36 protein-coding genes, 1 tRNA gene and 2 pseudogenes are annotated in these 21,431 nt (G+C 52.6%); 16 read left to right on the top strand and 23 right to left on the bottom strand.

Annotation, left to right across the window (positions count from 1 at the left end; all coding sequences use genetic code 11):
• Positions 1–4: 4 nt before the first annotated feature.
• Positions 5–81 (top strand) — tRNA-Arg (locus V2154_RS15940).
• A 15-nt stretch (positions 82–96) separates the two neighbouring features.
• Here the strand turns inward: V2154_RS15940 and V2154_RS15935 are convergent.
• From V2154_RS15935 to V2154_RS15845, 19 genes are all read right to left on the bottom strand, one after another.
• Positions 97–1,260 (bottom strand): site-specific integrase, encoded by a 1,164-nt coding sequence (locus tag V2154_RS15935; protein ID WP_353503014.1) that lies wholly within the window; start codon positions 1,258–1,260, stop codon positions 97–99.
• Positions 1,261–1,588: 328 nt separating this feature from the next.
• Positions 1,589–1,744, bottom strand: a complete 156-nt coding sequence (locus V2154_RS15930; RefSeq protein WP_278878999.1) for a hypothetical protein — start codon at positions 1,742–1,744, stop codon at positions 1,589–1,591.
• Positions 1,741–3,843, bottom strand: coding sequence for a DNA cytosine methyltransferase (locus V2154_RS15925; protein ID WP_353503013.1), 2,103 nt, complete (start codon positions 3,841–3,843; stop codon positions 1,741–1,743). Before V2154_RS15925 ends, V2154_RS15930 begins: the two co-directional genes overlap by 4 nt.
• On the bottom strand, positions 3,840–4,775 hold the full coding sequence (locus V2154_RS15920; RefSeq protein ID WP_353503012.1) for an MT-A70 family methyltransferase: 936 nt from the start codon (positions 4,773–4,775) through the stop codon (positions 3,840–3,842). Before V2154_RS15920 ends, V2154_RS15925 begins: the two co-directional genes overlap by 4 nt.
• Complete coding sequence (locus V2154_RS15915) at positions 4,775–5,014, bottom strand: DUF4060 family protein (protein ID WP_353500876.1); 240 nt, start codon at positions 5,012–5,014, stop codon at positions 4,775–4,777. The genes V2154_RS15920 and V2154_RS15915 overlap by 1 nt, the downstream gene beginning before the upstream one ends.
• Positions 5,015–5,084: 70 nt before the next feature.
• Positions 5,085–5,429: a hypothetical protein gene (locus tag V2154_RS15910; RefSeq protein ID WP_353500877.1), complete on the bottom strand. Its 345-nt coding sequence runs from the start codon at positions 5,427–5,429 to the stop codon at positions 5,085–5,087.
• Position 5,430: 1 nt separating this feature from the next.
• Entirely contained in the window at positions 5,431–5,871 is a 441-nt protein-coding gene (locus V2154_RS15905; protein ID WP_353500878.1) for a hypothetical protein, read from the bottom strand.
• 5 nt (positions 5,872–5,876) lie between these two features.
• Entirely contained in the window at positions 5,877–6,164 is a 288-nt protein-coding gene (locus V2154_RS15900; protein ID WP_353500879.1) for a hypothetical protein, read from the bottom strand.
• On the bottom strand, positions 6,161–6,664 hold the full coding sequence (locus tag V2154_RS15895) for a hypothetical protein (protein ID WP_353503011.1): 504 nt from the start codon (positions 6,662–6,664) through the stop codon (positions 6,161–6,163). The genes V2154_RS15900 and V2154_RS15895 overlap by 4 nt, the downstream gene beginning before the upstream one ends.
• Positions 6,657–7,340, bottom strand: coding sequence for a hypothetical protein (locus V2154_RS15890; RefSeq protein ID WP_353500881.1), 684 nt, complete (start codon positions 7,338–7,340; stop codon positions 6,657–6,659). Before V2154_RS15890 ends, V2154_RS15895 begins: the two co-directional genes overlap by 8 nt.
• Complete coding sequence (locus tag V2154_RS15885) at positions 7,337–7,648, bottom strand: DUF4406 domain-containing protein (RefSeq protein ID WP_353500882.1); 312 nt, start codon at positions 7,646–7,648, stop codon at positions 7,337–7,339. The genes V2154_RS15890 and V2154_RS15885 overlap by 4 nt, the downstream gene beginning before the upstream one ends.
• A gap of 82 nt (positions 7,649–7,730) precedes the next feature.
• On the bottom strand, positions 7,731–7,991 hold the full coding sequence (locus V2154_RS15880) for a hypothetical protein (protein WP_353500883.1): 261 nt from the start codon (positions 7,989–7,991) through the stop codon (positions 7,731–7,733).
• Positions 7,988–8,182 (bottom strand): hypothetical protein, encoded by a 195-nt coding sequence (locus tag V2154_RS15875; protein WP_353500884.1) that lies wholly within the window; start codon positions 8,180–8,182, stop codon positions 7,988–7,990. Before V2154_RS15875 ends, V2154_RS15880 begins: the two co-directional genes overlap by 4 nt.
• A 32-nt stretch (positions 8,183–8,214) precedes the next feature.
• Positions 8,215–8,919, bottom strand: a complete 705-nt coding sequence (locus tag V2154_RS15870; protein WP_353503885.1) for a single stranded DNA-binding domain-containing protein — start codon at positions 8,917–8,919, stop codon at positions 8,215–8,217.
• Positions 8,916–9,599, bottom strand: a complete 684-nt coding sequence (locus V2154_RS15865; protein ID WP_278879009.1) for a DEAD/DEAH box helicase family protein — start codon at positions 9,597–9,599, stop codon at positions 8,916–8,918. Before V2154_RS15865 ends, V2154_RS15870 begins: the two co-directional genes overlap by 4 nt.
• The gene (exoX, locus tag V2154_RS15860) at positions 9,599–10,270 is read right to left on the bottom strand and encodes an exodeoxyribonuclease X (RefSeq protein WP_353503010.1); all 672 of its coding nucleotides are present in this window, start codon (positions 10,268–10,270) and stop codon (positions 9,599–9,601) included. Before exoX ends, V2154_RS15865 begins: the two co-directional genes overlap by 1 nt.
• Positions 10,271–10,414: 144 nt before the next feature.
• Positions 10,415–10,576: a hypothetical protein gene (locus tag V2154_RS15855; RefSeq protein WP_353500886.1), complete on the bottom strand. Its 162-nt coding sequence runs from the start codon at positions 10,574–10,576 to the stop codon at positions 10,415–10,417.
• Positions 10,567–10,953: a hypothetical protein gene (locus V2154_RS15850; RefSeq protein ID WP_353500887.1), complete on the bottom strand. Its 387-nt coding sequence runs from the start codon at positions 10,951–10,953 to the stop codon at positions 10,567–10,569. Before V2154_RS15850 ends, V2154_RS15855 begins: the two co-directional genes overlap by 10 nt.
• A gap of 348 nt (positions 10,954–11,301) precedes the next feature.
• Complete coding sequence (locus V2154_RS15845; RefSeq protein ID WP_353503009.1) at positions 11,302–11,508, bottom strand: hypothetical protein; 207 nt, start codon at positions 11,506–11,508, stop codon at positions 11,302–11,304.
• A 10-nt stretch (positions 11,509–11,518) separates the two neighbouring features.
• Here V2154_RS15845 and V2154_RS15840 point away from each other — a divergent pair, with 10 nt between their 5' ends.
• Positions 11,519–11,710, top strand: coding sequence for a hypothetical protein (locus V2154_RS15840; RefSeq protein ID WP_353503008.1), 192 nt, complete (start codon positions 11,519–11,521; stop codon positions 11,708–11,710).
• Here V2154_RS15840 and V2154_RS15835 read toward each other — a convergent pair.
• The 4 genes and pseudogenes from V2154_RS15835 to V2154_RS15820 all read right to left on the bottom strand — a co-directional run bounded on the left by V2154_RS15835 (position 11,707) and on the right by V2154_RS15820 (position 13,493).
• Positions 11,707–11,904 carry a hypothetical protein gene (locus V2154_RS15835; protein WP_353503007.1) on the bottom strand — a complete coding sequence of 66 codons (198 nt, stop codon included), beginning with the start codon at positions 11,902–11,904 and terminating at the stop codon, positions 11,707–11,709. The two genes, V2154_RS15840 and V2154_RS15835, sit on opposite strands and share 4 nt — an antisense overlap.
• 55 nt (positions 11,905–11,959) lie before the next feature.
• Positions 11,960–12,142, bottom strand: a pseudogene (locus V2154_RS15830) (DUF551 domain-containing protein); the annotation flags it as partial.
• Between the two features lie 54 nt (positions 12,143–12,196).
• Positions 12,197–12,385 (bottom strand): annotated as a pseudogene (locus V2154_RS15825) (helix-turn-helix transcriptional regulator); the annotation flags it as partial.
• A gap of 424 nt (positions 12,386–12,809) precedes the next feature.
• Positions 12,810–13,493 carry a S24 family peptidase gene (locus V2154_RS15820; protein WP_437342038.1) on the bottom strand — a complete coding sequence of 228 codons (684 nt, stop codon included), beginning with the start codon at positions 13,491–13,493 and terminating at the stop codon, positions 12,810–12,812.
• 130 nt (positions 13,494–13,623) lie between these two features.
• Between V2154_RS15820 and V2154_RS15815 the strand changes: the two genes are divergently transcribed.
• The 14 genes from V2154_RS15815 to V2154_RS15750 all read left to right on the top strand — a co-directional run bounded on the left by V2154_RS15815 (position 13,624) and on the right by V2154_RS15750 (position 21,369).
• Positions 13,624–13,887, top strand: a complete 264-nt coding sequence (locus V2154_RS15815; protein WP_353503005.1) for a Cro/Cl family transcriptional regulator — start codon at positions 13,624–13,626, stop codon at positions 13,885–13,887.
• Between the two features lie 129 nt (positions 13,888–14,016).
• Positions 14,017–14,232, top strand: coding sequence for a CII family transcriptional regulator (locus V2154_RS15810; RefSeq protein ID WP_353504012.1), 216 nt, complete (start codon positions 14,017–14,019; stop codon positions 14,230–14,232).
• Positions 14,233–14,323: 91 nt separating this feature from the next.
• A complete protein-coding gene (locus V2154_RS15805) occupies positions 14,324–14,485 on the top strand; it encodes a hypothetical protein (protein ID WP_353503004.1) in 162 nt (53 codons plus the stop codon).
• Positions 14,478–15,545, top strand: coding sequence for a replication protein (locus V2154_RS15800; RefSeq protein ID WP_353503003.1), 1,068 nt, complete (start codon positions 14,478–14,480; stop codon positions 15,543–15,545). Before V2154_RS15805 ends, V2154_RS15800 begins: the two co-directional genes overlap by 8 nt.
• The gene (locus tag V2154_RS15795; protein WP_353503887.1) at positions 15,545–16,933 is read left to right on the top strand and encodes a replicative DNA helicase; all 1,389 of its coding nucleotides are present in this window, start codon (positions 15,545–15,547) and stop codon (positions 16,931–16,933) included. The genes V2154_RS15800 and V2154_RS15795 overlap by 1 nt, the downstream gene beginning before the upstream one ends.
• Entirely contained in the window at positions 16,933–17,355 is a 423-nt protein-coding gene (locus V2154_RS15790) for a NinB/YbcN family protein (protein ID WP_353500892.1), read from the top strand. The genes V2154_RS15795 and V2154_RS15790 overlap by 1 nt, the downstream gene beginning before the upstream one ends.
• 125 nt (positions 17,356–17,480) lie before the next feature.
• The gene (locus V2154_RS15785; RefSeq protein ID WP_353503888.1) at positions 17,481–17,837 is read left to right on the top strand and encodes a RusA family crossover junction endodeoxyribonuclease; all 357 of its coding nucleotides are present in this window, start codon (positions 17,481–17,483) and stop codon (positions 17,835–17,837) included.
• A complete protein-coding gene (locus V2154_RS15780) occupies positions 17,834–18,517 on the top strand; it encodes an antitermination protein Q (protein WP_353500893.1) in 684 nt (227 codons plus the stop codon). The genes V2154_RS15785 and V2154_RS15780 overlap by 4 nt, the downstream gene beginning before the upstream one ends.
• Before the next feature lie 271 nt (positions 18,518–18,788).
• On the top strand, positions 18,789–18,998 hold the full coding sequence (locus V2154_RS15775; RefSeq protein ID WP_353500894.1) for a class II holin family protein: 210 nt from the start codon (positions 18,789–18,791) through the stop codon (positions 18,996–18,998).
• Positions 18,998–19,537: a lysozyme gene (locus V2154_RS15770; protein WP_353500895.1), complete on the top strand. Its 540-nt coding sequence runs from the start codon at positions 18,998–19,000 to the stop codon at positions 19,535–19,537. Before V2154_RS15775 ends, V2154_RS15770 begins: the two co-directional genes overlap by 1 nt.
• Entirely contained in the window at positions 19,530–20,060 is a 531-nt protein-coding gene (locus V2154_RS15765; protein ID WP_353500896.1) for a hypothetical protein, read from the top strand. Before V2154_RS15770 ends, V2154_RS15765 begins: the two co-directional genes overlap by 8 nt.
• Positions 20,057–20,389: a hypothetical protein gene (locus tag V2154_RS15760; RefSeq protein WP_353500897.1), complete on the top strand. Its 333-nt coding sequence runs from the start codon at positions 20,057–20,059 to the stop codon at positions 20,387–20,389. The genes V2154_RS15765 and V2154_RS15760 overlap by 4 nt, the downstream gene beginning before the upstream one ends.
• Positions 20,390–20,464: 75 nt before the next feature.
• Entirely contained in the window at positions 20,465–20,647 is a 183-nt protein-coding gene (locus V2154_RS15755; protein ID WP_353500898.1) for a hypothetical protein, read from the top strand.
• An 11-nt stretch (positions 20,648–20,658) separates the two neighbouring features.
• Positions 20,659–21,369, top strand: a complete 711-nt coding sequence (locus V2154_RS15750) for a terminase small subunit (RefSeq protein WP_353500899.1) — start codon at positions 20,659–20,661, stop codon at positions 21,367–21,369.
• Positions 21,370–21,431 lie beyond the last annotated feature (62 nt).

Raw genomic sequence — 21,431 nt, 5'->3', positions numbered from 1 at the left:
CAATGCGCCCTTAGCTCAGTTGGATAGAGCAACGGCCTTCTAAGCCGTAGGTCACAGGTTCGAGCCCTGTAGGGCGTACCATTCAAAAACAATCACTTAGCTGTCAGTCGTTCCCTCCGAAATTTGCGAGTGGGACAGATTTGGGACAGAAACCCCAAAAATGGCATCTATCTGCTTCGCATGTTCAGTTAAATGGTTTGGGGCTAAATGCGCATATCTCCGTACCATTTCTATCGATTCCCAACCGCCCATTTCTTGAAGAACTGACAGCGGGACACCAGCCTGAATAAGCCAGCTTGCCCATGTATGTCTAAGGTCATGAAAACGAAAGTTCTCGATTCCGGCGCGTTTTAATGCCAATCGCCATGCCGTATTCGAATCGACACGCAATTTTCTAATCGCAGCAGTCGCTGACCCGTCAGAACGTTTACTCGCCGTAGTGTGAACAAAAACCCATTTTTGATGATTTCCAATCTGTTCACGTAACACTTTGCAGGCGGTATCATTCAAGGCTACGCCAATAGCTTTGCCTGATTTACTTTCTTCCGGGTGTATCCATGCGACCTTGCGTTGCATGTCAATCTGTTGCCATTCCAGATTAACGATGTTGGATCTGCGCAGGCCAGTAACCAGAGCAAAAATCACCGTCGACTTTAAAGGTTCAGGACATTCATTGACCAGGCGCTGCGCTTCATTTGGTTCGAGCCATCTGACGCGCTTATTTTTTGCCTGCGGCACTTTTATCACTGGCGCTTTTTCTAGCCACTTCCAATCTCGCTCTGCCGCGCGCAATAGCGACTTCATCAGGGCAAGGTGTTTTGCCTTAGTCGCCGTACTGACGGCCTGACGCTCATGTTTTGGTGCCTCGATCCCTTTCTTCGCCAATGACTGTGAATGCAGTCTATGGTTCTCCGCCGCCCGGCGGTTAACCATTTTACTGATCGCCGTGTAAATTTTGGCTTCAGTAATATCCTTTAATTTCACTCCTTCAAAATGCATCAGCCAGAATCCCATCCGGCTTTTGTCATCATCCAAAGATTTTTTCTCAGCCCGCTCTTCTAACCACCTCAAGCAAGCCTCTTCGAAACTCACATCTGGAAAATCACCAAGGCGATCTATTCGCCATAGTTCTGATTTTCGTTTGTCATGGAGTTCCTGTGCTTCCCTCTTGTTCTCTGTTCCAAGAGACTCTTTAAGTCTTTGCCCACCCGGGAGCGAGAAACTCGCGTACCAGATTTTACCTCTACGGAAGATAGACATGTTTTATCCTCTAGCATGCCACCCTCGCTCACGGCGACAGTGTGGATCGGATTGTTAAGGGCAGCAATACATGCCTGCCGAGTGATTAAGTAAGGTGACTTAGGTTTGCTGGGGTCTTTGCGTGAGGCGGCAAGTCTCCCTGTGCGTATCATTTGAGCAAGCGTGGGCCGTGAAACACCCATAAATGCGCATGCCTCCTGCATACTGAGAGGGTATTTATCCATGGCATATTTCTCTTCTAATTGACCGTTAAGCACGTCGATCGCCCATGGAAAATAGACCAGTCGAAAGACCGGAGTTATGGGTGTCCGTGCCATCAGATTTGGGGTTATGAAGGTTCGCTGAGAGCTTTTAGGCTGGAGATAACAGCATCGGCATGCTCGCGCGCCTCTTTGTATTCGCCGGTATTCTGTTCGCCGAACGGTGACGCGGCGTTGAGATAGCCGCGGTAGGCTTCGAGCCAGACTTGTTGTAGTTCGTTCACGCAGCCACCTCCTTGGCACCCGCGCACATTTCAGGAAGGTTTGCCCGGACCAGCGCTTCAGCGAACGGCGGCGGTACCGCATTGCCGCAGCGCGCGACCTGCTTATCTTTGGCATACTTCGTACCGCGATAATCCTGATCGATGACGTACCAGCTCGGGAAGCCCTGCGCGGCGTATAGCTCATGCGGTTGCAGCATGCGCATGCCAATATCCACGATTTGGTAATCGACGCCTTCTACCGTCACCAGACCGAAGCGGTCGTTGGTGGTCACCGTGTGTAGCGACTCATCAAGGCCGACGCCTTGTTTCTCGTTACCGTAATATTTGAGTAGGAAAGCCCGGACCTCGCCAATATGCAGGCCGCCGGCAGTAATTGTCGGTGCTGGCTCCGTAACTGGCTGGCCGTCTTTGCAGGTACCGCGCAGCTTGATCAGGTTAGAAGTTACCAAAGCATGGTGATCTACCGTGGTAACGCTGCGTGCTGGGGTATTCAGCTCGACACCGGGGCCGGTGTAGTTCCCGCCGAAGTGCTTCGCGAGGAAAGCCGCGCATAACTGGCTTTTGCCCCCACCGCCCGCCGTAATTGTCCCGTTAGGCTCATCGGCAGCATGGCCTACGCTGTTCCCGAATTGCCGCGTAATCACTGGCGCAACAAGAAGGTGCTCAATTTTGCTGGTTACGGTGGTCAGCGGCTTGCATACGTCATAAGCCATGCGGTCGCCGCCAAATCCGGTCTGTCCGATGCGGGCAATAACTGGCGCTACTACAGCAAATTTGTTGCCGCCAGCTGTCACCGTGCCAACTGGCTTTTCAATATCTAGCGCGCGAGGTGCCTGTCCTTCACGTTCGCCATAACCCATCTGCACTAAGGTTGGGGTGATTAAGGCAGAATGTGATTCTTTCATCACAGTGTGAAGTGGAACGTCAGCGGCACGCGGCTTGCCCTGATACTCGGATCCGCCTGCACCAGCAATGAAAGGTGATAGCGTCGTTTCAACCATTCCCAACGCGTGACCATTCCCGCCTGGTCTTTCCGACGTGCCAGCCGTGATCGTTGGCAGCGGTTCATCACATTCCTGCCCAGTCGCGCCGGTGCGGAACTTGGTGATGTGTGGTGTAACTACTGCGTAACCGTGTTTCTTGGTGATGGTTTGTAGTGGCTCGTCTAACGGCTGTCCACGGAAGCAGTCATAGGACGTCTTGCTGCTGGTGTGGTTGCACTTCACGATGAACGGCGTGGCGTTGTCGATAACGAAACGCTGAATGCCCCGCGCAATGCGCTTGAGAGTATTCTCTGCCAGCGGCCGCTTACGTTCGAAAATGCTCGGACATGGGATTGACCAGTCGATGCATTCAGCAGCTGTGCGCCACGGCGCTAACTTGCCGCTTTGGACGTCCAGCGACTTCGGATCCGCGTGGCTGGCATCCGGCCAGACAACTGGCACACCATCGCAACGCATCACCATGAAGAAACGGCGGCGGATTGTCGGGGCGCCGTAATCGCATGCGCGCAGTTCGCGGTGGTCAACAACATAACCTAAGCCAGCAATCAGGCGGCGGGCATCATCACTATCGGTGCTGATCCCCAATACCTCGCAGCACTCTTCTAAGGCGGGGTGACCTGCTTCGACGCCGCTGGTTAGCATTGCGATGAATGCAGCAAAAGTTTCGCCAGAACGTGATCGGTCAGGGTGATTCATGCCATTTTCGTCTGTAAGCAACGGCCCCCAAGTTTTAAACTCTTCGACGTTCTCCAGCATCATGACGCGTGGACGCTTAGCCAAGGCCCAGCAAATAACAACCCAAGCCAGACCGCGAATTTCCTTCTTAACCGGGGCGCTGCCCTTGGCCTTGCTGAAATGTCGGCAGTCTGGGCTGAACCAGGCTAAACCAACTGGGCGGCCGGCAGTCGCTGCAACCGGATCAACATCGAACACCGATTCGCAGTAATGCAACGTTTCAGGGTGATTGGTGCTGTGCATCGCGATTGCGTTTTCGTCGTGATTAATCGCTATATCTACACTTCGGCCAATTGCCATTTCAATGCCGGTGCTGGCACCACCGCCCCCGGCAAAATTATCTACGATGATTTCTCTCATGATCTCGCTCCCATTGCGCGCGCCAGCGTTCCAGCGGTTTGAACGATTTGGGCCATTGATAGGCCATCGATTTTTAAACGGTTGATGTGGTGGCGCAGCTTGTTCTGTAGGTGCGCGTCAAGACTTGAGGACTCGGTAACTTGGTCAAATAGCTGATGGACCTCGGCAGGCCAAACGTTGTTTGTCGTTTCCGGTAAAATATCAGGGTCGATTTGGTGCTGCTGGACTTGTCGTAGTGTGCCGGACTGTACAGCCTGATAATGTCCGGCCTGCGCCTTAACCAACGAAATGCGAGAGTTTGGCAGGGGCCGAGAGCTTGCTGGTATCAGCTCCACGTCGGGGAATGGGCATTCGTTGCCCCAGTGGTGCCAGCCCGGCGCATCGCCGCGGCTGAACAGCTCAATGCGGGCCACGTCGCCATACAGTTGCTCAAGACGAAAACGCACCTCAGCAGGTTTTTCGCTATGCTCGCTGAGGGGAGAGTAAAAGGCTTGCTTGACGCTGGCGCTGGCACGCTCCAATCCCGTGCCGCGCACGGCAATCAGCAGATCCTCGCTGTTGGCGCGGGTGTAGTTCCCGCCGTTCATGCGCGTTTGGGTATTCAGCAGCTCTAGGAAGTCATAAAAATCTTCGACCTGTCCGGCGGCCAGCGCTTTATTGATATGCTGCTCCGCCAGTTGATTTAGCTTCACCCAAGTGAATCCCTTCATAGTGCGGACCTGAAAGCCCCATGCTTCAGCTAGCTTTACCGCCTCGGCGTTGTGGGTGCCGGTGTACCACATTGCCAGCACGGCATTTTCGGCAGCGATGGACCAGATCGGCAGCCGCATTAAGTCGGTTAAGGTCATGGTGCTGTAATGATTCCCCGCCGCACCGTTGCTGATCGCGTTGTCATAGCGCCACGGCGGGTCTGCATAAATGAGTTGATACATCAGGCCGGTACCCCGCATATTTTTGATAGTGAGCGATGGTGATTCATGACCGTAGCCACGTATGACGCTTTACGGTTCATCACCTCGACTGAAATGATTTGGTGATCGACTTCCACGCGATAGGTTTCGCTGTTCTTGCGCCGGGCATATTCACCATATTTCTGCTGGTGGCAGTGCAAGGCTGCCTGAGCTGCGCGCCGTTCTGCTGGCGTCGGCTGTCCGCGAATGATGTGTCGCATGACTTTCTCCGGGCGAAAAAAAAACCGCTCGAAGGCGGTCATTTCTTTTCGCTGATGTCTGCGTGACATGTCACGCTGTTAGTTTTGTCTCATGCCAGCCCATCGTCTGCCAGCACGCACCCTCGCCGACGAATGCGCAGCCCTGTTTATCGCCGGGCAACGCGTCGCCGCACTTCTTGCAACTGCGCTTCGCTTGCTCTGCGAGCTGCGCCTTTAACTCGGCGTTGTCTTTGCGGATCAGCATGGTGATGTACTCGTCCATGTCGTATGGCTCCCGCGCCGGGCGGCGCAGTGCGCAGTTCTCGCGAAGCATATCGACTTCTTGTCGGTCGAGCGCCACCTCGACCTTTTGCACCCCGGCGTCACTCTGGCGCGCCCGCTGCGCGGCTTTGCGCTCTGCTGCTGATTTCGCCATATCACTCACCATCCTTAACGACGATGCCAGCGGACTTAGAAATATAGGCAGAAACAGCTTCCTTTATGGTTAGCTTGCTCGCAGGCGTAATGCGAAACTCTTCCCACTCCGCACCTTCTAGCTTCATGATGGAATCAAACTCTTCCGGCCTATCTTCGTACATCCATCGTGACGCTTCATGTTCTTCATCTGCCACCCACCGGTAGCGAAAAGCTATTTGGCCTTTCTGGCCCCGAACCGCGGCGAGTTCTGCTTCTGCCGCTTCTCGCTGCTGGCGTTCTTCTTCTAGCTGGTCAATAACAGTGCTGGAGAAAGCGGTAAATGCGCTTAGCTCATCCATGCAGAAATTTAGCCGGTGGCAATCGGTCAGGCGCTCGGTTAGATCCTTTAGCGCAAGTTCGAGCTTATCCCGCAGCGCCTCGATATCAGTTTTCTCAGTCATTTTGCTCACCATAAAATGTAAACGACAGTGGCTTTAAAAGAGCCGCGCACCCCTTCTTTGCTCGGGCTATACCAAGCTGTATAGCCATCGCGCGGGGTGGTGTGATACCAATTAACCTCATGTTTACCTGCTGCATATTTCTCTGCGTCATCAGGGGCAATTTCTTCCTGCTCAACCGCAGCGGCAATAACTGCCTCTTTAGAGTGCTCTCCTTTGGCCATTAATGTTTTGCTGTCGTCACTCTTCAGGAGCTGCACAACAAACGGCACGCTAATTTTGGTTGTCTCAGTCATACAGCCTCCTTCACCGGCAATCCGGCATAGACTTCTGGTAAATGGCCACGGATTTGCAGGCGGCGAAGCGCGCTGTACATGTAATCGCACTCAGCCTGCTTGTTGGCCTGAAACGGTTTCCGCGAAAACCAAACCGCATTGCCCGGCCAGCCCCAAATTTTATAGACACGGTCATTTTTTACGTTTAGCAGCCCCCAGCCTTCTGGTAGTTCCTCAATGCTGATCAGGCCCGGTTCGCAGATGAAAAATCGCCAGTCACCCATGCCTAATTCAGGGTTAACTCGGAACCGTTTTTTCCTATCTGCGAGGAAATCAGCGCGAGAGCACTTTGCCTCGATTAGACAGGAGGAGAGATTGCGGAATCCGATTGCGTCAGGTTGTTCTCCCGTTGAAACACCAGCAATAAACCGATCATGAAACGCAACCTTGAAACCATTATTCCTGAGGAAACGCTCCGCAATTACACAAAGCTCACTGTGAGTTTTGGTTGGCTCAGTCATGAGGTTGCTCCTTCACCGGCGCGATACGTGATGTTGTCCAAGTAACGCTGTGATTTGCGGTAAGGGTAAACGCGTGGCCGCACTCACCACATTCCAGCTCTTCGCCGTCTGCATCATAAGATTCGTCAGTGCATACCTCTGCGTTGCAGTAAGGGCACTTGGCCTCATCTTCGTACTCGTAGTCATTTTCATCGAATTCATCATCCGGAACGATGCGGGACAATGCAGCTTCGCGAGTTATCGCCTCTTGTCGCTCATGGCATGGATGACAAGTCCAACCCCAGACACCACAATCGTCATGGGATCCCCACATCCCGCCGCCATGGTCATGCTCGTTTCGCGGTGGAATGCCGGTGCAATCTGCTCTTTTTTTGTTGCAGCCTTGGCAGCGGTCATGTTCTTCACAAACCTGATAAGACATTTTATCGCCGTTGTCATTGCAGTGACCGCAGCCATTAACCCACAACCAAACACCAGAAATTTCCAAAGCATAAAGGTGCTTCTCGGGCGGAGTCAGTGAGAAATCGCACTCCTGAATAACCTTTCCGCCTCGAACAATGCGATCGCCAAATTGCTGCGTACTACCGCTTCTGGAACGGTATAGGCCGGGCGTGAGCCGCTGATCATCAATTGGCCCAATGATGATTTCGCCGTCTTTTGTTTTTTCAATCTTCACCCCTTCCTCCCTGCGCTCAAGTGTTCTTCCTTCTGCTCGATTACCTGTAAACCCAATTTCATCGCCAGCGCGTGTTCAGCTCTGGCGCCTGCGCTGAACTTCCAGCCGTTCAGTAGGTAGATGGCATCGGCGCGCTGAAGCATGGTTAAGCCGATAGCCATGTAATCGGCTTCGGTCATACCATCCGGTAGCATCGCCGGATTCAGCGGGGTATGTTTCTGGAATGACAAATTAAGTGCGGCTTGGAGGAAGGCTGGTCGGTTGAACTGCGGCAAGCCTGTCATCGGCCCGGCAATGTAAATTTTCATTGATGATTTCCTGAAAATACAGGCCGTAACGGTCTGTTCGTTATTTGAGCGAAATTAAGTGATCGATCATCTTTTTGATGAATCAGTGGGGTAACTTGATTTGGTAATCGGCGCAGAAGTCGAGCACGTAGAGGCACTCGGCGGGGCTTTCGGTTTCGTTGACCACGTCGCACCCGCCAGCGTGAAGGCAGTTACAGCTGGCGCAGCTCAGTCTATTGTCGAAACAGTGCTTTGCCATATGGAAGCCGTTGCATTGGCCGCCGCTGAACCGGTGCGGAAAATCATAAGCAGGGCAGCGGCAGGTAACCTGCCGGCCGTCCCAGTACACTTTCTCTCCGTTCATGGGTCACCGCCTGATTTATTCGATTCCTGATCGAGTTCCGTCCGCCGCTCCATCTCGTCGAGCGTATCGAGGTAAAGCCAGCCCAAACGCCGGACTGGCTTGCCTGCTTTCAACCCTTCGAACTGCGCGATGGCGTACTCGACGGCCTCCGCAGCAGTTTTGCATTGGTGGTTGTCAGCGTATTTTCTCATTGCCAGCGCTTACGCCCGGATGGGCGGGTCGGTCAGAAGGGAATGTCGTCGTCGAAGTCAGGAACTTGCTGCTGAGGTGCCTGGTTTTGGCGGTTAGCTGCCGCCTGTTGCAACCGTGACGTCGTGGATTGGTTGGCCTGCTGTGCGTATGGGTTGGATGGAGCCTGCCCGCTTGTGGCTCGCTGGCCCGCTGGGGCAGCGTTCGGATCACGTTCGTCACGGTCTTTCAGCTGGGCGACCAGCTTATCCACGGCCTCGGCCGGTGAGTTTTCCGCGTGCTCTGCGTAGGTCTTGCGCGTGCCGCATTTGAACACCTGGCGGATTTCCATCTTGTAGCCATCGCCGCCGTCGGTTTTGGTGTAGAGAGTTTTTTGCAGAACGAGTCCGGCGCTTTTGCCCTCCAGCGCCTGGTTATGCCATTCAAGGCCGTCAGACCCCTGAACTTGTACCGCCGCGGCTTCTTTAATGCCTGCCGACCACAGCAAGGCGGAGATTAGGCCCATACCAAAGGTTGGCTCGCCGTCGCGCCCGAGGAAGTTAATACGCAGATAGTTAGCCTTCGCACCGTGCGAATCAAAGCTGATTTCAAGCCCCTGCGACTGGCTGCCGTCTTTACCGAAGGTATAGATAGCTGAGGTAATGACGCCCTCATAAGCGCCATTCTCAGAAATACCCATGCCAGCGCCTGCTTTCTTGGCGGCTTCTGCGTCGAATTTAAAGCTCATTGGTTGCATCAGATTGTTGCTCCTAAAGAATCAGACATGAAGTCGCAGATCGCGACGTCCACAGCTTTGAGGTCATTGTCCATTTCGGACAGATCAGGGAATAAGTCGGGTGGTGCCTTGGCGGTGTCGTTGTCGTCACCCTTGATTAGAAAGACGTGCTTGCCGTCCTTCTTGATGGCGCGCAGAACGATTGAGAAGTAACCCTCCGGCGTCAGCTTTTCGTTGAGCATCTTCCCGGCGGTCTTCATGCGGATTTTGCCTTCGCTCTCTTCCGTGTGAGCCAGAAAGTAAACCCGCACGTCATCCGGCAGCTGCGTGGCTGCCGTGATTATTCGCCAGACGTGATCCGCCATCTCAGTGAATTTGGTGTAGCCAGTCTGGTAGGCGCGCATCATGTTTTCGTGTTGCATGACGACCTGAAAGTCATCGATGATGAGCACCTTGCGAGTTTTCGAGAGAACCATGCGCTGGATCTTGTCCTGCACATCGTTCCAGTCGTCGGTTCTGAATACATTCCCGCGCTGAGGCACGCCATCGCTATCAGGCTGGCCGTTGATACGCCATCCCTTAGAGCGAAACGGCAGCAGCTTGGGTATGCACTGGATTAACAGGCATTCTTCCGGATCAAAGTTTCGCAGGCTGTAGGACTTGCCCGCGCCTGAGTCGCCGAGGATTAGTACTGGAGTACCCATCAGAACATCGCTCCCATGTGGTGGCGCATCGTAAATTGCTGGTCCTCATTGAGTTCCAGATTTGATAAACACCAGCGGAAATAGCTCGAGTCCTTCGCAGCGATATCAGCAAAGGTCTTATTTTTGTATTTACCGAATTTCATGATGTGCAGCAGAGAAGGGCTGTTCGTGATATCCCGCATCTCGGAGATTTTCCACTTCGCTAGGCTGTTCATGTAAAGCAGGGTGGTAGCCGTAACGTAGCAGTCATAAAGAGCGCGGTGCGCATAAAGTCCTTCTGGTACGTCCGGCTCTAAGCCGAACCGGTACCGGAGATACTGGTTGTCGTGGGATGGCTCTTCCGGCCAGAGCTTGCGCGCCAGTTTCAGCGTGCAAACCCATGGCGCCATAATCATTGGCAGCATCTCGCGGTCGAAGGCGGCGTTGTGCGCCACGTAGATGTCAGCGCCGAGGTACTTATCAATCACTGCGCTGAGCGGCGGGGCGTCTGCGACCATTTTCTCGGTAATATGGTGCAGCGCCATGGCTTCAAAGCTGATGCGCTCAGAAGGCTTTACGAAGTCGCTCAGCGGGTTGCAGATTTGACCGTTGACGATATCCACGCTGGCGATCTCTACAACCTCGCCCTCAAGGGATGTCGTCTCGGTATCAATGACACGAAAGGTAGTCATGCTGGTTCACCGTTTCGGTTTGTGCGTCTAAATACGCTTCAAGATGTGCAAGCCGGAGAGCCAGGCGCTCAAGGTCTGCGGGAGAGATTCGGCGTGCGATGCACAGCGAGAGGATCAGGTCTTCTGTGACCTTCGGGTCTGTAGTTACTGCCATGGCGCATTCACCAGCATCATGACGCAGGCGGCCAGCGCCAGCAGAACAGCAATAAAAACCCCGCACCCGGATGTATCGCGCTGCCAGACACGAACGTCTTCGCCAGTCAGCTTGTGGCGATACTGCACTTTTTTCGCTGCATTCATTTCCATGATGTTTTACCTCTGGCGCCGCGCGCGGCTGGCGCTGGCTTAGTGCGTTTCTGCATCTGCAACATGTAGGCGCAATAGCCCTCTTTGCAGACCGTGTGAGACTTTGAACCTCGATACAGCTCAACGAGGATGACTTTCAGATCAGCTGGCGCGCGGAACTTGCCGCAGTAGTCGCACATCTGCGCGCTGACATCCTCGGTTGCCACCGAGCAGACCATCTGCTCAGTGAATGACTGTTCGACGCCCGCCTGATCGCTGTAGAACACGGCGCCAGCTTTGCATCCGGTAAAGGTCACCAACTGGCGGCCAATGCGCAGCGGCGTACCCACAGGCAAAACCGCGAGGCGTTCTCTGGATAATTTGGGGATGATCTGCATAGCAGCTCCTTTTTGGCCCATGACAAAACGCCCGCGGCTAATGGCAGGCTTCTTTGCGATGGAAAAAAAAAGCCCTCGGGGCGCGAGGGCAAACACACAGCATGGAGAGTTGTTAGAGAGTCGTGCGGCTGGAGTCGAACCAGATCCGGGGTAGGGAACCCCGCGCATTGCCATTTATGCTACCGACACAACGGCCATGCCCACTCATCTGCATCCACGGATACGCACGAACAATGAGTAAGGGAATGAGTAGGCATGCCGTTGTGTGCTGGGATGATGCCCAGCTATCCACCGCCTTTACTTTTAAGCCCAACGAACTGCTGCGGTACTCCGGGCTTTACTGCTGTTTTACTGCGGCAGAGAAGGAGTAAACGGGAATTTTGCGGCTTTGCCGTAACGGTTCTTGATCATGACGTTTTTGTAAATCATGACCTCTGCATAAAGAGATGCCTTATCGACTTCAGCTTTTAAAGCGCCGGAACCGATCGTAAGATTCGGATCTTGGAAGTCATCGTCATCAAGAAAAATGATGGTTACGTTTTTAACTTCGTACATGGAAACCTCGATGGAAAATCACGATCCGCACCAGAAGCTTGCCCAAGAATTGACGTTCGCATTTCTGAGCAATCAAAAAGGACTTGATACGCCTGAGTTATTTTTCAAGAAATACGATGATATTTACCCAGAATTTTACTGGTTAGTAAGCAATCGGTACGGACTGAAAGGAAATAAGAAACAACCAAGAAGTGATATTTAACTATGCTTGAAGAACAATTCAGTAGCTTCTTTTATTGGCATATCGAGCATTTGCGTTTTCCCACTATTTAATACCAGTAAGGTGAATTTTCCTTGCTGGTCGTTTTCCTTATCTACAAGGTAACTGATTGATGAATATGGAATTACCAATAATTCGTTCGTGGTATCATCATCGATGAAAAGTATGTTTTTCAATCTATTCTCCTACCATCTCTTGCCTTAAGATTTAGTGCCGCTAATGTGTGCAATTTCAATTGACAGGTCTTTCTGGAAGAATCATCCAGTGGGACGGTTGGCAGTAAAACGATTTCCCATACTTGTCTACATGCCAGCGATATGTCATGTCTCCCATATATTTGGCAACCGTGAACTCTTCGAATTTTGGCGTGTAAACCAGAACCGTTTGAAACTTTTTAGGTGGCGCATCAACGCAGGATATCCAAGCATCCTTGCTTCTTTCTGGTACAAGGCTTTCTATAAAAGAAGGCTTTGTTTTTTTTATTCTTTCTAATATCCATTCATCAATTTCACTCTCAACAAATGCAATCGAACGAACTCCTACCTTTATAGATGTTGGAAAACTCCCATTTGAAATAAGTCTATAAATCCAAGCTTTGCTATATCCCGTTCTTTCTATGACCTCTTTCAGCCGAATCAATGTAGTTTTATTTTTCAAAATTCACCTCACAACTAAATGGATAAGTAGTTTTGGGCGATGGCGTGCCGCGCTGCTGATCCTCGCGGTTGCGCTTTCTCACGCTGCATTTCACACCATCCCGAAATCCACTTCTGATTGACTGCCGCCTCATGCGGACGGCGGCAGTGTTTAATCATTTCTCCCTTAAAGAGCTAATTTGCGGTCGATCCCTCTCGGGGCCGGAAGTGATTACATCGCTCACCTCATCGCGTGCTGCTTAGTTGGCGTCCTGCCGTTTCGATGAGGTGAATATACCTACGGGTAATATTTATGTCTATACCCAAAGGTAAACAAAATTGGGGTTTACAGGTAATGTTTTTGAAAATTCAGGTAATTTATTTTTAAAAAGGCATAAAAAAAGCGCCACATATGGGCGCTTTTTTATATTTGAGAGGAGTTATTGCTAGAGCTGGGGAGGCATTTCGTCATTGTCCATATAACGTGTTGCCTTAACAATGGCTGAAACGAAGTGCATTTTATCGATCTGATGGCTTTCTAATGTAATCGGTTTGTGGTCGTTATTTATGCTTGATAATTGGTAATTACCATCTCTGGTTTTGGTCATGATTTTAATCATGTTATGGCCGTCACTTGTCCTTACAAAGACCTCATCACCAGAGTGAACTTGAGTGTTTGGCTCAATAACCACAAACTCGCCAGACTGAATTCTTGGGTGCATGCTGTCACCTTTAACCTTTAGCCCATATGCATCTCGATCAGGGCTATATATTTGAAGCCATCCAGCCCTGACTTCAACCATATCAATCATGCCATCAACTCCCAATATTGCTTCGCCTATGACAGGCACAGCACCCAATCGTACTGCGCCTGCATATTCGATCGTATCTGGGATTGTTGTGTGAGTTTCAGCAATACCATCAAACCATCCTCGAGGAAGGTTTAGTTTGGTTTCAAGAAGCAGAACAGACTCTTCACCAATGCGCTTTCTCCCCGCTTTATCGTCAGGGTAGAGCATTCGCGAAACGTAGCTTGCATCTTTTCCAATGGCATCAGCGACCTTTTTTTGTCCGCCCACGCCCAAGCTATCTATGTACTCAGCAAGTTTTACCCGCCGATTTTCGTACATCATTTTTCTGTCTTCTCTAGTCATGTGCACATCGTACTTAAAATTACCAATGGGTAAATAACCTGTGGGTATAGACAAAAAGATTACCCACGGGTATATTTCACATTGAACCCTTACCTAAGGAATGAATATGGAAGAGCTACGCATTTTTCTAAATGCCTTGTCTCAAGAGCAGCAAAGAGAGTTCGCAGTGAAATGCGCAACTTCCATCGGCTATCTACGCAAAGCAATTAGTAAAAATCAGGAACTTGGTGCCGCACTTTGCGTGCTCATCGAATCAGCCTCTCAGGGGGCGGTGAGCCGGCAAAACCTGCACCCAACCGACTGGCAAAAGATCTGGCCTGAACTGGCAAGAGGTGGCGCCGTTCATCGGAAGACAGCTAATGCCGCATAACCCTAATTAACAAGGAGATGATAAGTGGAAACAAACGCAATAACGCGCAATTCAGAGCTGCCAAAACTCAAGCCGCGTGACATGGAACAGCTAGTTCTTCGCCAGCTTCAACTGCATGGGTAAAAGCCTATCGCTGATGAAATTGGGATGGACGAATCGACGTTGAGTCGCTGGAAGACTGGCCACATTGAGCAGTTCTGCAAGTTACTTGCAGCGCTCGGTTTGCAGCTCGCGCCACCCGAGGCTGTCTTGGTGCGCCGGGATTATCTGTTCTCGATGGAGACACTGGCGGAAATAGGTATGAAGGCTGAGCGCATGCGGCCTGAGCCAATAGGATTCAATTGAGGTGGGGGATGGTTTCATTAAGCCAAAAAAAAGCCGCACTGCGCCAACAGTACGGCCGTCACTTCTCAAAACCACTGAGGTTTTAACCATTATGCACAAGAACAAGCGCCCAGCGCAACCCCGAGAATATACCCGCTATGACTTTGTCCGGCCTGCCGATCCTATCGGCGCTTCGCCAAAAGCTTTCCAGCAACGCTTTGCCGCCGAATGGCGCAAGGTGCAGGCGCAGCATGAGGAAAAGGCAGATGAATAGCACTGCTGAAATACTTCAATTTCGCGCTAAAGAAGAGCGCGAGGAGCCTCGCGTGGCCGATCTTGATGATGGGTTTACCCGTGTTGCTAATGAGCTGCTGGACGCTGTTCTTGCTTCAGGGTTAACCGAGATTCAGCTTCACATTGTGGTGGCCGTGTGGCGTAAAACCTACGGCTGGAACAAAAAAATGGACTGGATCAGCAACGAAGAGTTTGAGCGTATGACAACCAAGGACCGGACAAAATGTTCTACCGCTAAAAATCAGCTTATACGCATGCAGGTGCTCACTCAACGTGGTCGTCATGTAGGCATGAACAAGAACATTTCTGACTGGAAAACCAAGGTTAACGGATTTGGTAAAACCTTTACCGAATCAGTAAAGAAAAGTTTTACCGAATCAGTAAAGGGGTCTTTACCGAATCAGTCAAACACAAAAGACACTATTCAAAAGACAGAAAGACAAGATCCCCCTAAAGCCCCCGAGGGGCAGAACGGAAAGGAATTTTCAGAGCAAGTTCTGGCAGAAGCAAAACAGGCTCTGGAGTATTACAACGAGATCACAGACGGCAGTTGCCGTTCTGCAGAACCGTTCGCCGTGCTGCTGACTGAAACCAAGTCTCGCAGCGCCTACACCCTGCAAGACTTGCAGTTGGTCGTTCGCTGGGTAGTTCGCACTTGGAAGCGCCGAAATAACACCGTGGCCAAGCCGATGAACATCTGCCGTGTCAATCGCTTCGACGGTTACCTGTCCGACGCAGAAGCCTGGCAGAAAACCTGCGTTGATATCGACTGCCAAGCGGTGATTGACACCTACAACGCGGTAACCGACGGACGCATGGCGCCAGCCGAGCTTTACCGCGACCGTGAGCTGGCGATCCGCGAATTAGCCTGCCACCTCGCTAAACAGACCGTAGACGGCTTTAGAGCTTACTTCGAGGCATTCCTGACCGATGCACGGGAATTCCACTTCGGTGGCCCTGACGGCCTCGGCTGGCGCGCTAATTTCGATTATCTGATGAAGCCTGAGACGCTGCGCAACGTGAAGGAAGGGACACTGTGATCAATCAAGAAATCGAAGCGAGTGTGATCGGTGGCCTGATGGTGAGCGGACTCACCCCCGACGCTGGCGATGTTCTGGCAACGCTCGAGGCTGATTCGTTCAGCGTGCCGTTCTACCGTGAGACGTTCAAAGAGATTAAGCGGCAAGCGAATAACCGTGGCCTGATCGACGCGCTAATGATTGCCGAAGCAATGGGGGAAGAGCACTTCGCAAACGTCATGGAAACCATGCGCAAATGCCCGTCGGCGGCGAACCTTAAAGGCTATGCGCGCATCGTGAGCGAGTTCTCGCAGATCCGCCAGTTCCAGCGGCTCATGGAAACCTATTACGACCAGATCACCACGTCGAACAACCACGAACGAGCGATCGACACGATTCAGGAATTCGTCAGCCAGGTGATGAACATCAACCGCTCGCACGATGAGATACAGCCAGTTCACATCGATGAGCTGCTCGGCTCGTATGGCGAGTTACTTGAACACCGTCTGCTGAACGGCGAAGAGTCCGACACGCTGAAAACGGGCATTGCCGAGCTGGACGAAATTACTGGCGGCCTGAACAACGAGGATTTGATCGTGGTGGCCGCGCGTCCGGGCATGGGCAAAACCGAGTTTGCGCTGAAGGTTGCCGAGGGCGTCGCTGAAAGCAAGGTTCGCATTGGCGAGGAAGACCTCCCGCGCGGTGTTCTGATTTTCTCCATGGAAATGAGCGCCCAGCAGGTTATCGAACGCCAGTTAGCTGGTGCGTCCAACATGCCAGTATCTTCACTGCGCAAGCCTTCCCGCATGAACGATGAGGACTGGGCGCGGATCTCCATGGGCATTAGCCGCCTGCAAGGGCTGCAAGTTTGGGTTGTTGATGCGTCAAACCTTACGGTTGAGCAGATGAGGGCCATTGCCGAGCGCCTCAAGCGTAAGCATCCAAACCTTTCGCTGATCATGGCCGACTACCTTGGCCTGATTAAAAAGCCGCGCGCTGAGCGCAACGACCTCGCTATCGCCCATATCTCCGGCAGCCTGAAGCGTATGGCGAAAGAGCTGAAAACGCCCGTTATCTCCCTGAGCCAGCTCAACCGTGACGTTGAGAGCCGACCAAAGGGGCAAAAACGCCCGGTTAACTCAGACCTGCGTGACGGCGGCTCAATCGAGCAGGATGCGGACGGGATTTACATGCTCTACCGCGACGGCGTTTACGAGCCGGACAGCCCGGCCGCACCATTCGCTGAAATCATCGTGACCAAAAACCGCTTTGGTGAACTCGGTACCGTTTACCAAGAATTCAGAAACGGCCACTTCATGCCGACCGACCAGGTCCGCGCAGCCGAAATCTGCAAGGTTCGCCCGCAGCCGGCGGCGTCACAACGCACTTACGCGAAGAGGGATATCTGATGGATGACTTCTGCCTGCACGAAACGACGAAAGCACAGCTCTGGCCTGTTCTCAAAGAGCTGGTTGCGTCGGGCAAGCGCTACCGCGTCAGCATCGTTGAGTGGCGCGATAAGCGCTCGCTGAGCCAGAACGCGCTCCTGTGGAAATGGAACGGTGAGATCGCCAGCCAAGTGGCGCGGGCCGGAAAAGGCAAGTTCACTGCCGAGCAACTGCATGAATACCTCAAAGACCTGTATTGCCCGCCAAAGGCGATAACCGTCATGGGCGAAACGCGCTACGTGAAGTCCACCAAGCTGCTCGATACAGGAGAAATGACCTTGTATCTCGAGCAAGTCGATGCGTGGGCACATCAGCGCAACTTTCGCCTGACAATCCCCGCGCGCTGCGAATACCAACAACTCAGAAATCAGCAGGTGGCATAAATGCTAGAGACGCTAATTCGATTCTTTGCCGTGGTGGGCTTTGTTGCATGCGCCGGCGGCCTCCTGGTGGTTGTCCCTATGGGCGCTAACTGGCTTAAACAGCTACTGCGCAAAAAGGAAGCATGATGAAAACATACGTGATCACGCCTATCCCGAAGCCTCGCATGACACAGCGTGACCGCTGGGCGCAGCGCCCGCCAGTGCTCCGGTACCGTGCGTTTTGCGATGAGGTGCGGCTCAAGGGGATCTCATTGCCTGAGAGTGGCTGGCACGTCACGTTTGTTTTGCCGATGCCCGCCAGTTGGAGCAAAAAGAAAAAGGCTGACATGGCGGGCAAGCCGCATCAGCAAAAGCCCGATAAAGACAATCTGGAAAAAGCGTTGCTCGATGCGATTTTCGTGGACGACTGCCGAATTTGGGACGGTCGAGTAACAAAGGTTTGGGGTGAATCCGGTCAGATAATCATTGGAGAAATTAGATGAATCTTGAAGCAGCTGTTAAACATTTTTCCCCGAAAAGCCTGATGATTAGCGATTCATCTCGCGCGACAGCATCTGCGGCGCTGACAGGTACCGATGTAATGGCTGCACTGGGAATGGCCCAGTCCCGAGCAGAGCTTGGGTTTGCGCTGTTCTTTGCCAAGCACATGAAGGACCAAGAGAGCAGGGATAAGGCAATCAAGCTTCTTGCTGTTGTGGCATTACGGATAGCGCCGAAGTCAATCGGGAAAGTGGCTGGGCGGCAGATGGCAAAAGCCATGCTGATCATGTGCGGGCAAGCAGTTGATGTTTACTGCCGCACCGCTGACGATCCTCACGCACGATGCCCTCAATGCAAAGGGCGCCGAAAAGTGGCTCCAATTGCTCTCGCTAATGGCGGAGGATTGATTTGCGATTATGCGCTCATGGGCAAGGCTGAGGGGCAGATAAGCGAGCCTGGCGAAAGGGATTGCCCGCGCTGCCATGGTACCGGCCTGAAAGCATCACCATCTTCGCGCACCTATCGCGCCATTAATGCGCTGCTTCCCGATTTACCACAGCGGACATGGTCGCTTAACTGGAAACCTTTTTATGACCAGCTCATTAGCCACTGCGATGCGGAAGAGTCACACGCAGACTGGCAGTTTATAAAAATAACCAGTGGTAGCACGATAGCCGCTTGATGTGTGTTTATCGGTTATTTTGCATTCACGATGCTTGCAAAGTTGCCAAAAGTGTTATAGATTTCGCTTAACGATGGGATATTAATACCCACAACACATTTAAGCCTCGGCACTCGCCGGGGCTTTCGCGTTTCTAGGGCTGCCAAATTGGCGGCCTTTTCTCGTTTTAGCGCCCAGTCAATCAGCACCTATCTCACCATTCCCGCAAATCGACTGCGGCGCTAAATACCTACCGACTACGCACCCAACCGGAAACCCGGAGGGGGAGACTATGAAAATGGACAAATTAACTACTGTCGTTGCATACGGAGCATCGGCGGGTAGCGTCCTGAACGGCCTGTTAAACACATTTAGTCCGGATCAGTGGAATGCTATCGGCGTGCTGGCAGGCATCAGCGTTGCGGTGCTGACGTATATGACCAACCTCTATTTCAAAATCAAAGAAGACCGCAGGCGCGCCCGCGCGCTAGGCGGTGAGTAATGGCCGTTTCGCCTGGTGTTAAAAGCAAGCTCAGCAAGGCTGTGATCGCTCTAATAATTTCTGGCGCTAGCGCCTCGGCGATACTCAGCCAGTTCCTCGATGAGAAAGAAGGCAATCGCCTCAACTCCTATCAGGACGGAAAAGGCATCTGGACAATCTGTCGCGGCGCCACGCGCGTTGACGGGAAGCCAGTAGCGCAGGGTATGCGCCTTACCGCGCAAAAATGCGACCAGGTGAACCAGATTGAGCAGGAAGCGGCGATCGCGTGGGTTAAGAAGAATGTCCACGTACCGCTGACTCAGCCACAAATTGCCGGAATTGCCTCGTTCTGCCCGTACAACATCGGCCCCGGCAAATGCTTCCCCTCCACGTTCTATCGCAAGCTTAATGCTGGCGATCGTCGTGGGGCATGCGCCGAGATAAAGCGCTGGGTGCGGGATGGCGGCAAAGACTGCAACATCCGCGCGAATAACTGTTTCGGCCAGATCGAGCGCCGCGACCAAGAGAGCGAGCTGACATGCTGGGGGCTTGATGGTTAACAAAGCGGCAGTGATAGCCACGTTGATTATCTTTTTGCTGATTGGCCTGCTGCTGGCGCTGGCATTCCATTTTTATGGCGTTTCTGTAGAGGCGAAAGGCAAGGTTAGCCAGCTGCAAAGCGATAACGCCTTGCAGGCGCAGACAGTGGCCACGCAGGCGTTTAACTTCCAGCGCTCAAACCAGATAGCCAGCGCCGCGCAGCAATACGCCGTTCAGATAACGGGAAAGAGTCAGGAGCGTGAAATTGAATATCGAACGATTCTCAAGAGCGAGCCGACTTGTGCTCTGCCTATCCCTGCTGACATTGCTAACAGCTTGTACGGCTACGCGGACCGTTTACGTGCCAGCGCAATGCACGCCAATACCGGCCAGCCTATTGCAGCCGCTGTTAGTGCCACTACCTCCCGCCGAATAACTTACTGTCAGGCGGTTTTGTGGATTGACCCGCTGCTTACCTTGATTGACCAGGCGAACAGCCAGCTCGCTGGAATTCGTCAAATTGAAGAGGCCAGACAGAAATGATTAAGCGCTTTCTCGCATGGCTGAAAAGCATCTATTTCAAACCGGCAGCCGCCGACATCAAAACACCAGAGGTAGTAACCATGTCCGAACCACTGCAAGACCAGCCAATCAATCACACGCCTGTTACCTCAACCATTCCAGATGTGAATCAGCAGCAGCCTGCTCCAGCAGCGCCAATCGCTGTGGCAGAAACAGTCAAACCACTATCTCCGCTGGAAGCGCTCAAGGCGCGCGATGATGAGTTTGTGAATTTCGTGGTGCACGGCTTGGCCGTTCTCGGCGAAGAGGCTGAGGCCGAACTGGTGGCGTTGAAAGCCAAGTATTTCTAAGCCTGATAGCGCATTACAAGGGGCATCGTGTTTCGCGACGCTCCTGATAATGGTTTATCAACAAAGGGGGCTGCAATGGCAAAGCTAAATTTAGAAGTTACACCGCCGTCCACGGCAGACGTAAACGCTGTTTTTTCAGAAGTGGAGCGCAAGTATCGAGGCAAGGTCGCCACGCCGGAAACCATAGCTGATATGGAGCGTGAGGCTGCTCGACTTATTCGCCGCTTAATCAATACGAAAGTGACGTTCATTAAGTAAGGGTACCGATCATGGCAAAACCGGACTGGGGAACACTGCAAAACCAGTACCTCGCCGATCATGCCAGCACTGGAATATCCCCTAAAGAATGGTGTGAAGCGCAAGGTCTAAATTACACCTCTGCGCGCAGGTACATCAAAAAACCTTCTGCGCAAAAAACTGCGCACAAAGAATTGCGCAAAACTGCGCAAAAGCAGACGCCACTAGATGACGACCGCGCAGTAAGCGCCAGCGCTGCGCAGGAAGAACCGTCGGAAAACGAGGGTGTTCTAAAGCCGCAGCACGAACAATTTGCGCAGAACATTGCGCGCGGCATGACCCAAAAAGAAGCCGCAATCTGCGCGGGCTACTCACCGACGCGAGCTGACACTCAAGCCCCGACTCTGCTCAAGCGGCCAGACGTTCGCCGCCGTATCCGCGAGCTGAGACAGGAAGCTGCATTGCTCGTAACGTTCGACGCGAAGGATCTGGCGGAGCTTTCTTATAAATCGGCCCAGCAGGCATTACTCGATAAGAGGTTTGGACAGGTCGCGCCCAACGTTAAGAACGCCGCGCAGCTTACCGGCATCGATATGGCGGCCAGTAAGACTGAGGTCAACGTCGATTTAGCTGGCCTGAGCTACGGCAAAGTTTGCATCGTTACCCCGGCTAATTGCCCGAGCGACGTGTGGGCTTCCCACATGGAGAAGCTGCGCGCGGGAAAAACGATAGCCCAGTCATAATTGACGGTGTTCTGTACGCCTTTAGTAGTGACTGGGCGACAGATGTACTTTACGACGCGCCG

It is taken from the genome of Ewingella sp. CoE-038-23 (genome assembly GCF_040419245.1).
Taxonomy (GTDB): Bacteria; Pseudomonadota; Gammaproteobacteria; order Enterobacterales; family Enterobacteriaceae; genus Ewingella; species Ewingella allii.
Note: the sequence above shows the minus strand (reverse complement) of the source record. Positions and strands in the feature narration are given on the sequence as shown.

Coding starts and splice junctions, on each gene's coding strand:
- V2154_RS15935 (WP_353503014.1), bottom strand. CDS start 1,260: ATGTCTATCTTCCGTAGAGGTAAAATCTGGTACGCGAGTTTCTCGCTC.
- V2154_RS15925 (WP_353503013.1), bottom strand. CDS start 3,843: ATGAGAGAAATCATCGTAGATAATTTTGCCGGGGGCGGTGGTGCCAGC.
- V2154_RS15920 (WP_353503012.1), bottom strand. CDS start 4,775: ATGTATCAACTCATTTATGCAGACCCGCCGTGGCGCTATGACAACGCG.
- V2154_RS15915 (WP_353500876.1), bottom strand. CDS start 5,014: ATGCGACACATCATTCGCGGACAGCCGACGCCAGCAGAACGGCGCGCA.
- V2154_RS15910 (WP_353500877.1), bottom strand. CDS start 5,429: ATGGCGAAATCAGCAGCAGAGCGCAAAGCCGCGCAGCGGGCGCGCCAG.
- V2154_RS15905 (WP_353500878.1), bottom strand. CDS start 5,871: ATGACTGAGAAAACTGATATCGAGGCGCTGCGGGATAAGCTCGAACTT.
- V2154_RS15900 (WP_353500879.1), bottom strand. CDS start 6,164: ATGACTGAGACAACCAAAATTAGCGTGCCGTTTGTTGTGCAGCTCCTG.
- V2154_RS15895 (WP_353503011.1), bottom strand. CDS start 6,664: ATGACTGAGCCAACCAAAACTCACAGTGAGCTTTGTGTAATTGCGGAG.
- V2154_RS15885 (WP_353500882.1), bottom strand. CDS start 7,648: ATGAAAATTTACATTGCCGGGCCGATGACAGGCTTGCCGCAGTTCAAC.
- V2154_RS15880 (WP_353500883.1), bottom strand. CDS start 7,991: ATGAACGGAGAGAAAGTGTACTGGGACGGCCGGCAGGTTACCTGCCGC.
- V2154_RS15875 (WP_353500884.1), bottom strand. CDS start 8,182: ATGAGAAAATACGCTGACAACCACCAATGCAAAACTGCTGCGGAGGCC.
- V2154_RS15865 (WP_278879009.1), bottom strand. CDS start 9,599: ATGGGTACTCCAGTACTAATCCTCGGCGACTCAGGCGCGGGCAAGTCC.
- exoX (WP_353503010.1), bottom strand. CDS start 10,270: ATGACTACCTTTCGTGTCATTGATACCGAGACGACATCCCTTGAGGGC.
- V2154_RS15855 (WP_353500886.1), bottom strand. CDS start 10,576: ATGGAAATGAATGCAGCGAAAAAAGTGCAGTATCGCCACAAGCTGACT.
- V2154_RS15850 (WP_353500887.1), bottom strand. CDS start 10,953: ATGCAGATCATCCCCAAATTATCCAGAGAACGCCTCGCGGTTTTGCCT.
- V2154_RS15845 (WP_353503009.1), bottom strand. CDS start 11,508: ATGTACGAAGTTAAAAACGTAACCATCATTTTTCTTGATGACGATGAC.
- V2154_RS15840 (WP_353503008.1), top strand. CDS start 11,519: ATGGAAAATCACGATCCGCACCAGAAGCTTGCCCAAGAATTGACGTTC.
- V2154_RS15820 (WP_437342038.1), bottom strand. CDS start 13,493: ATGTACGAAAATCGGCGGGTAAAACTTGCTGAGTACATAGATAGCTTG.
- V2154_RS15815 (WP_353503005.1), top strand. CDS start 13,624: ATGGAAGAGCTACGCATTTTTCTAAATGCCTTGTCTCAAGAGCAGCAA.
- V2154_RS15805 (WP_353503004.1), top strand. CDS start 14,324: ATGCACAAGAACAAGCGCCCAGCGCAACCCCGAGAATATACCCGCTAT.
- V2154_RS15800 (WP_353503003.1), top strand. CDS start 14,478: ATGAATAGCACTGCTGAAATACTTCAATTTCGCGCTAAAGAAGAGCGC.
- V2154_RS15790 (WP_353500892.1), top strand. CDS start 16,933: ATGGATGACTTCTGCCTGCACGAAACGACGAAAGCACAGCTCTGGCCT.
- V2154_RS15785 (WP_353503888.1), top strand. CDS start 17,481: ATGAAAACATACGTGATCACGCCTATCCCGAAGCCTCGCATGACACAG.
- V2154_RS15780 (WP_353500893.1), top strand. CDS start 17,834: ATGAATCTTGAAGCAGCTGTTAAACATTTTTCCCCGAAAAGCCTGATG.
- V2154_RS15775 (WP_353500894.1), top strand. CDS start 18,789: ATGAAAATGGACAAATTAACTACTGTCGTTGCATACGGAGCATCGGCG.
- V2154_RS15770 (WP_353500895.1), top strand. CDS start 18,998: ATGGCCGTTTCGCCTGGTGTTAAAAGCAAGCTCAGCAAGGCTGTGATC.
- V2154_RS15765 (WP_353500896.1), top strand. CDS start 19,530: ATGGTTAACAAAGCGGCAGTGATAGCCACGTTGATTATCTTTTTGCTG.
- V2154_RS15760 (WP_353500897.1), top strand. CDS start 20,057: ATGATTAAGCGCTTTCTCGCATGGCTGAAAAGCATCTATTTCAAACCG.
- V2154_RS15755 (WP_353500898.1), top strand. CDS start 20,465: ATGGCAAAGCTAAATTTAGAAGTTACACCGCCGTCCACGGCAGACGTA.
- V2154_RS15750 (WP_353500899.1), top strand. CDS start 20,659: ATGGCAAAACCGGACTGGGGAACACTGCAAAACCAGTACCTCGCCGAT.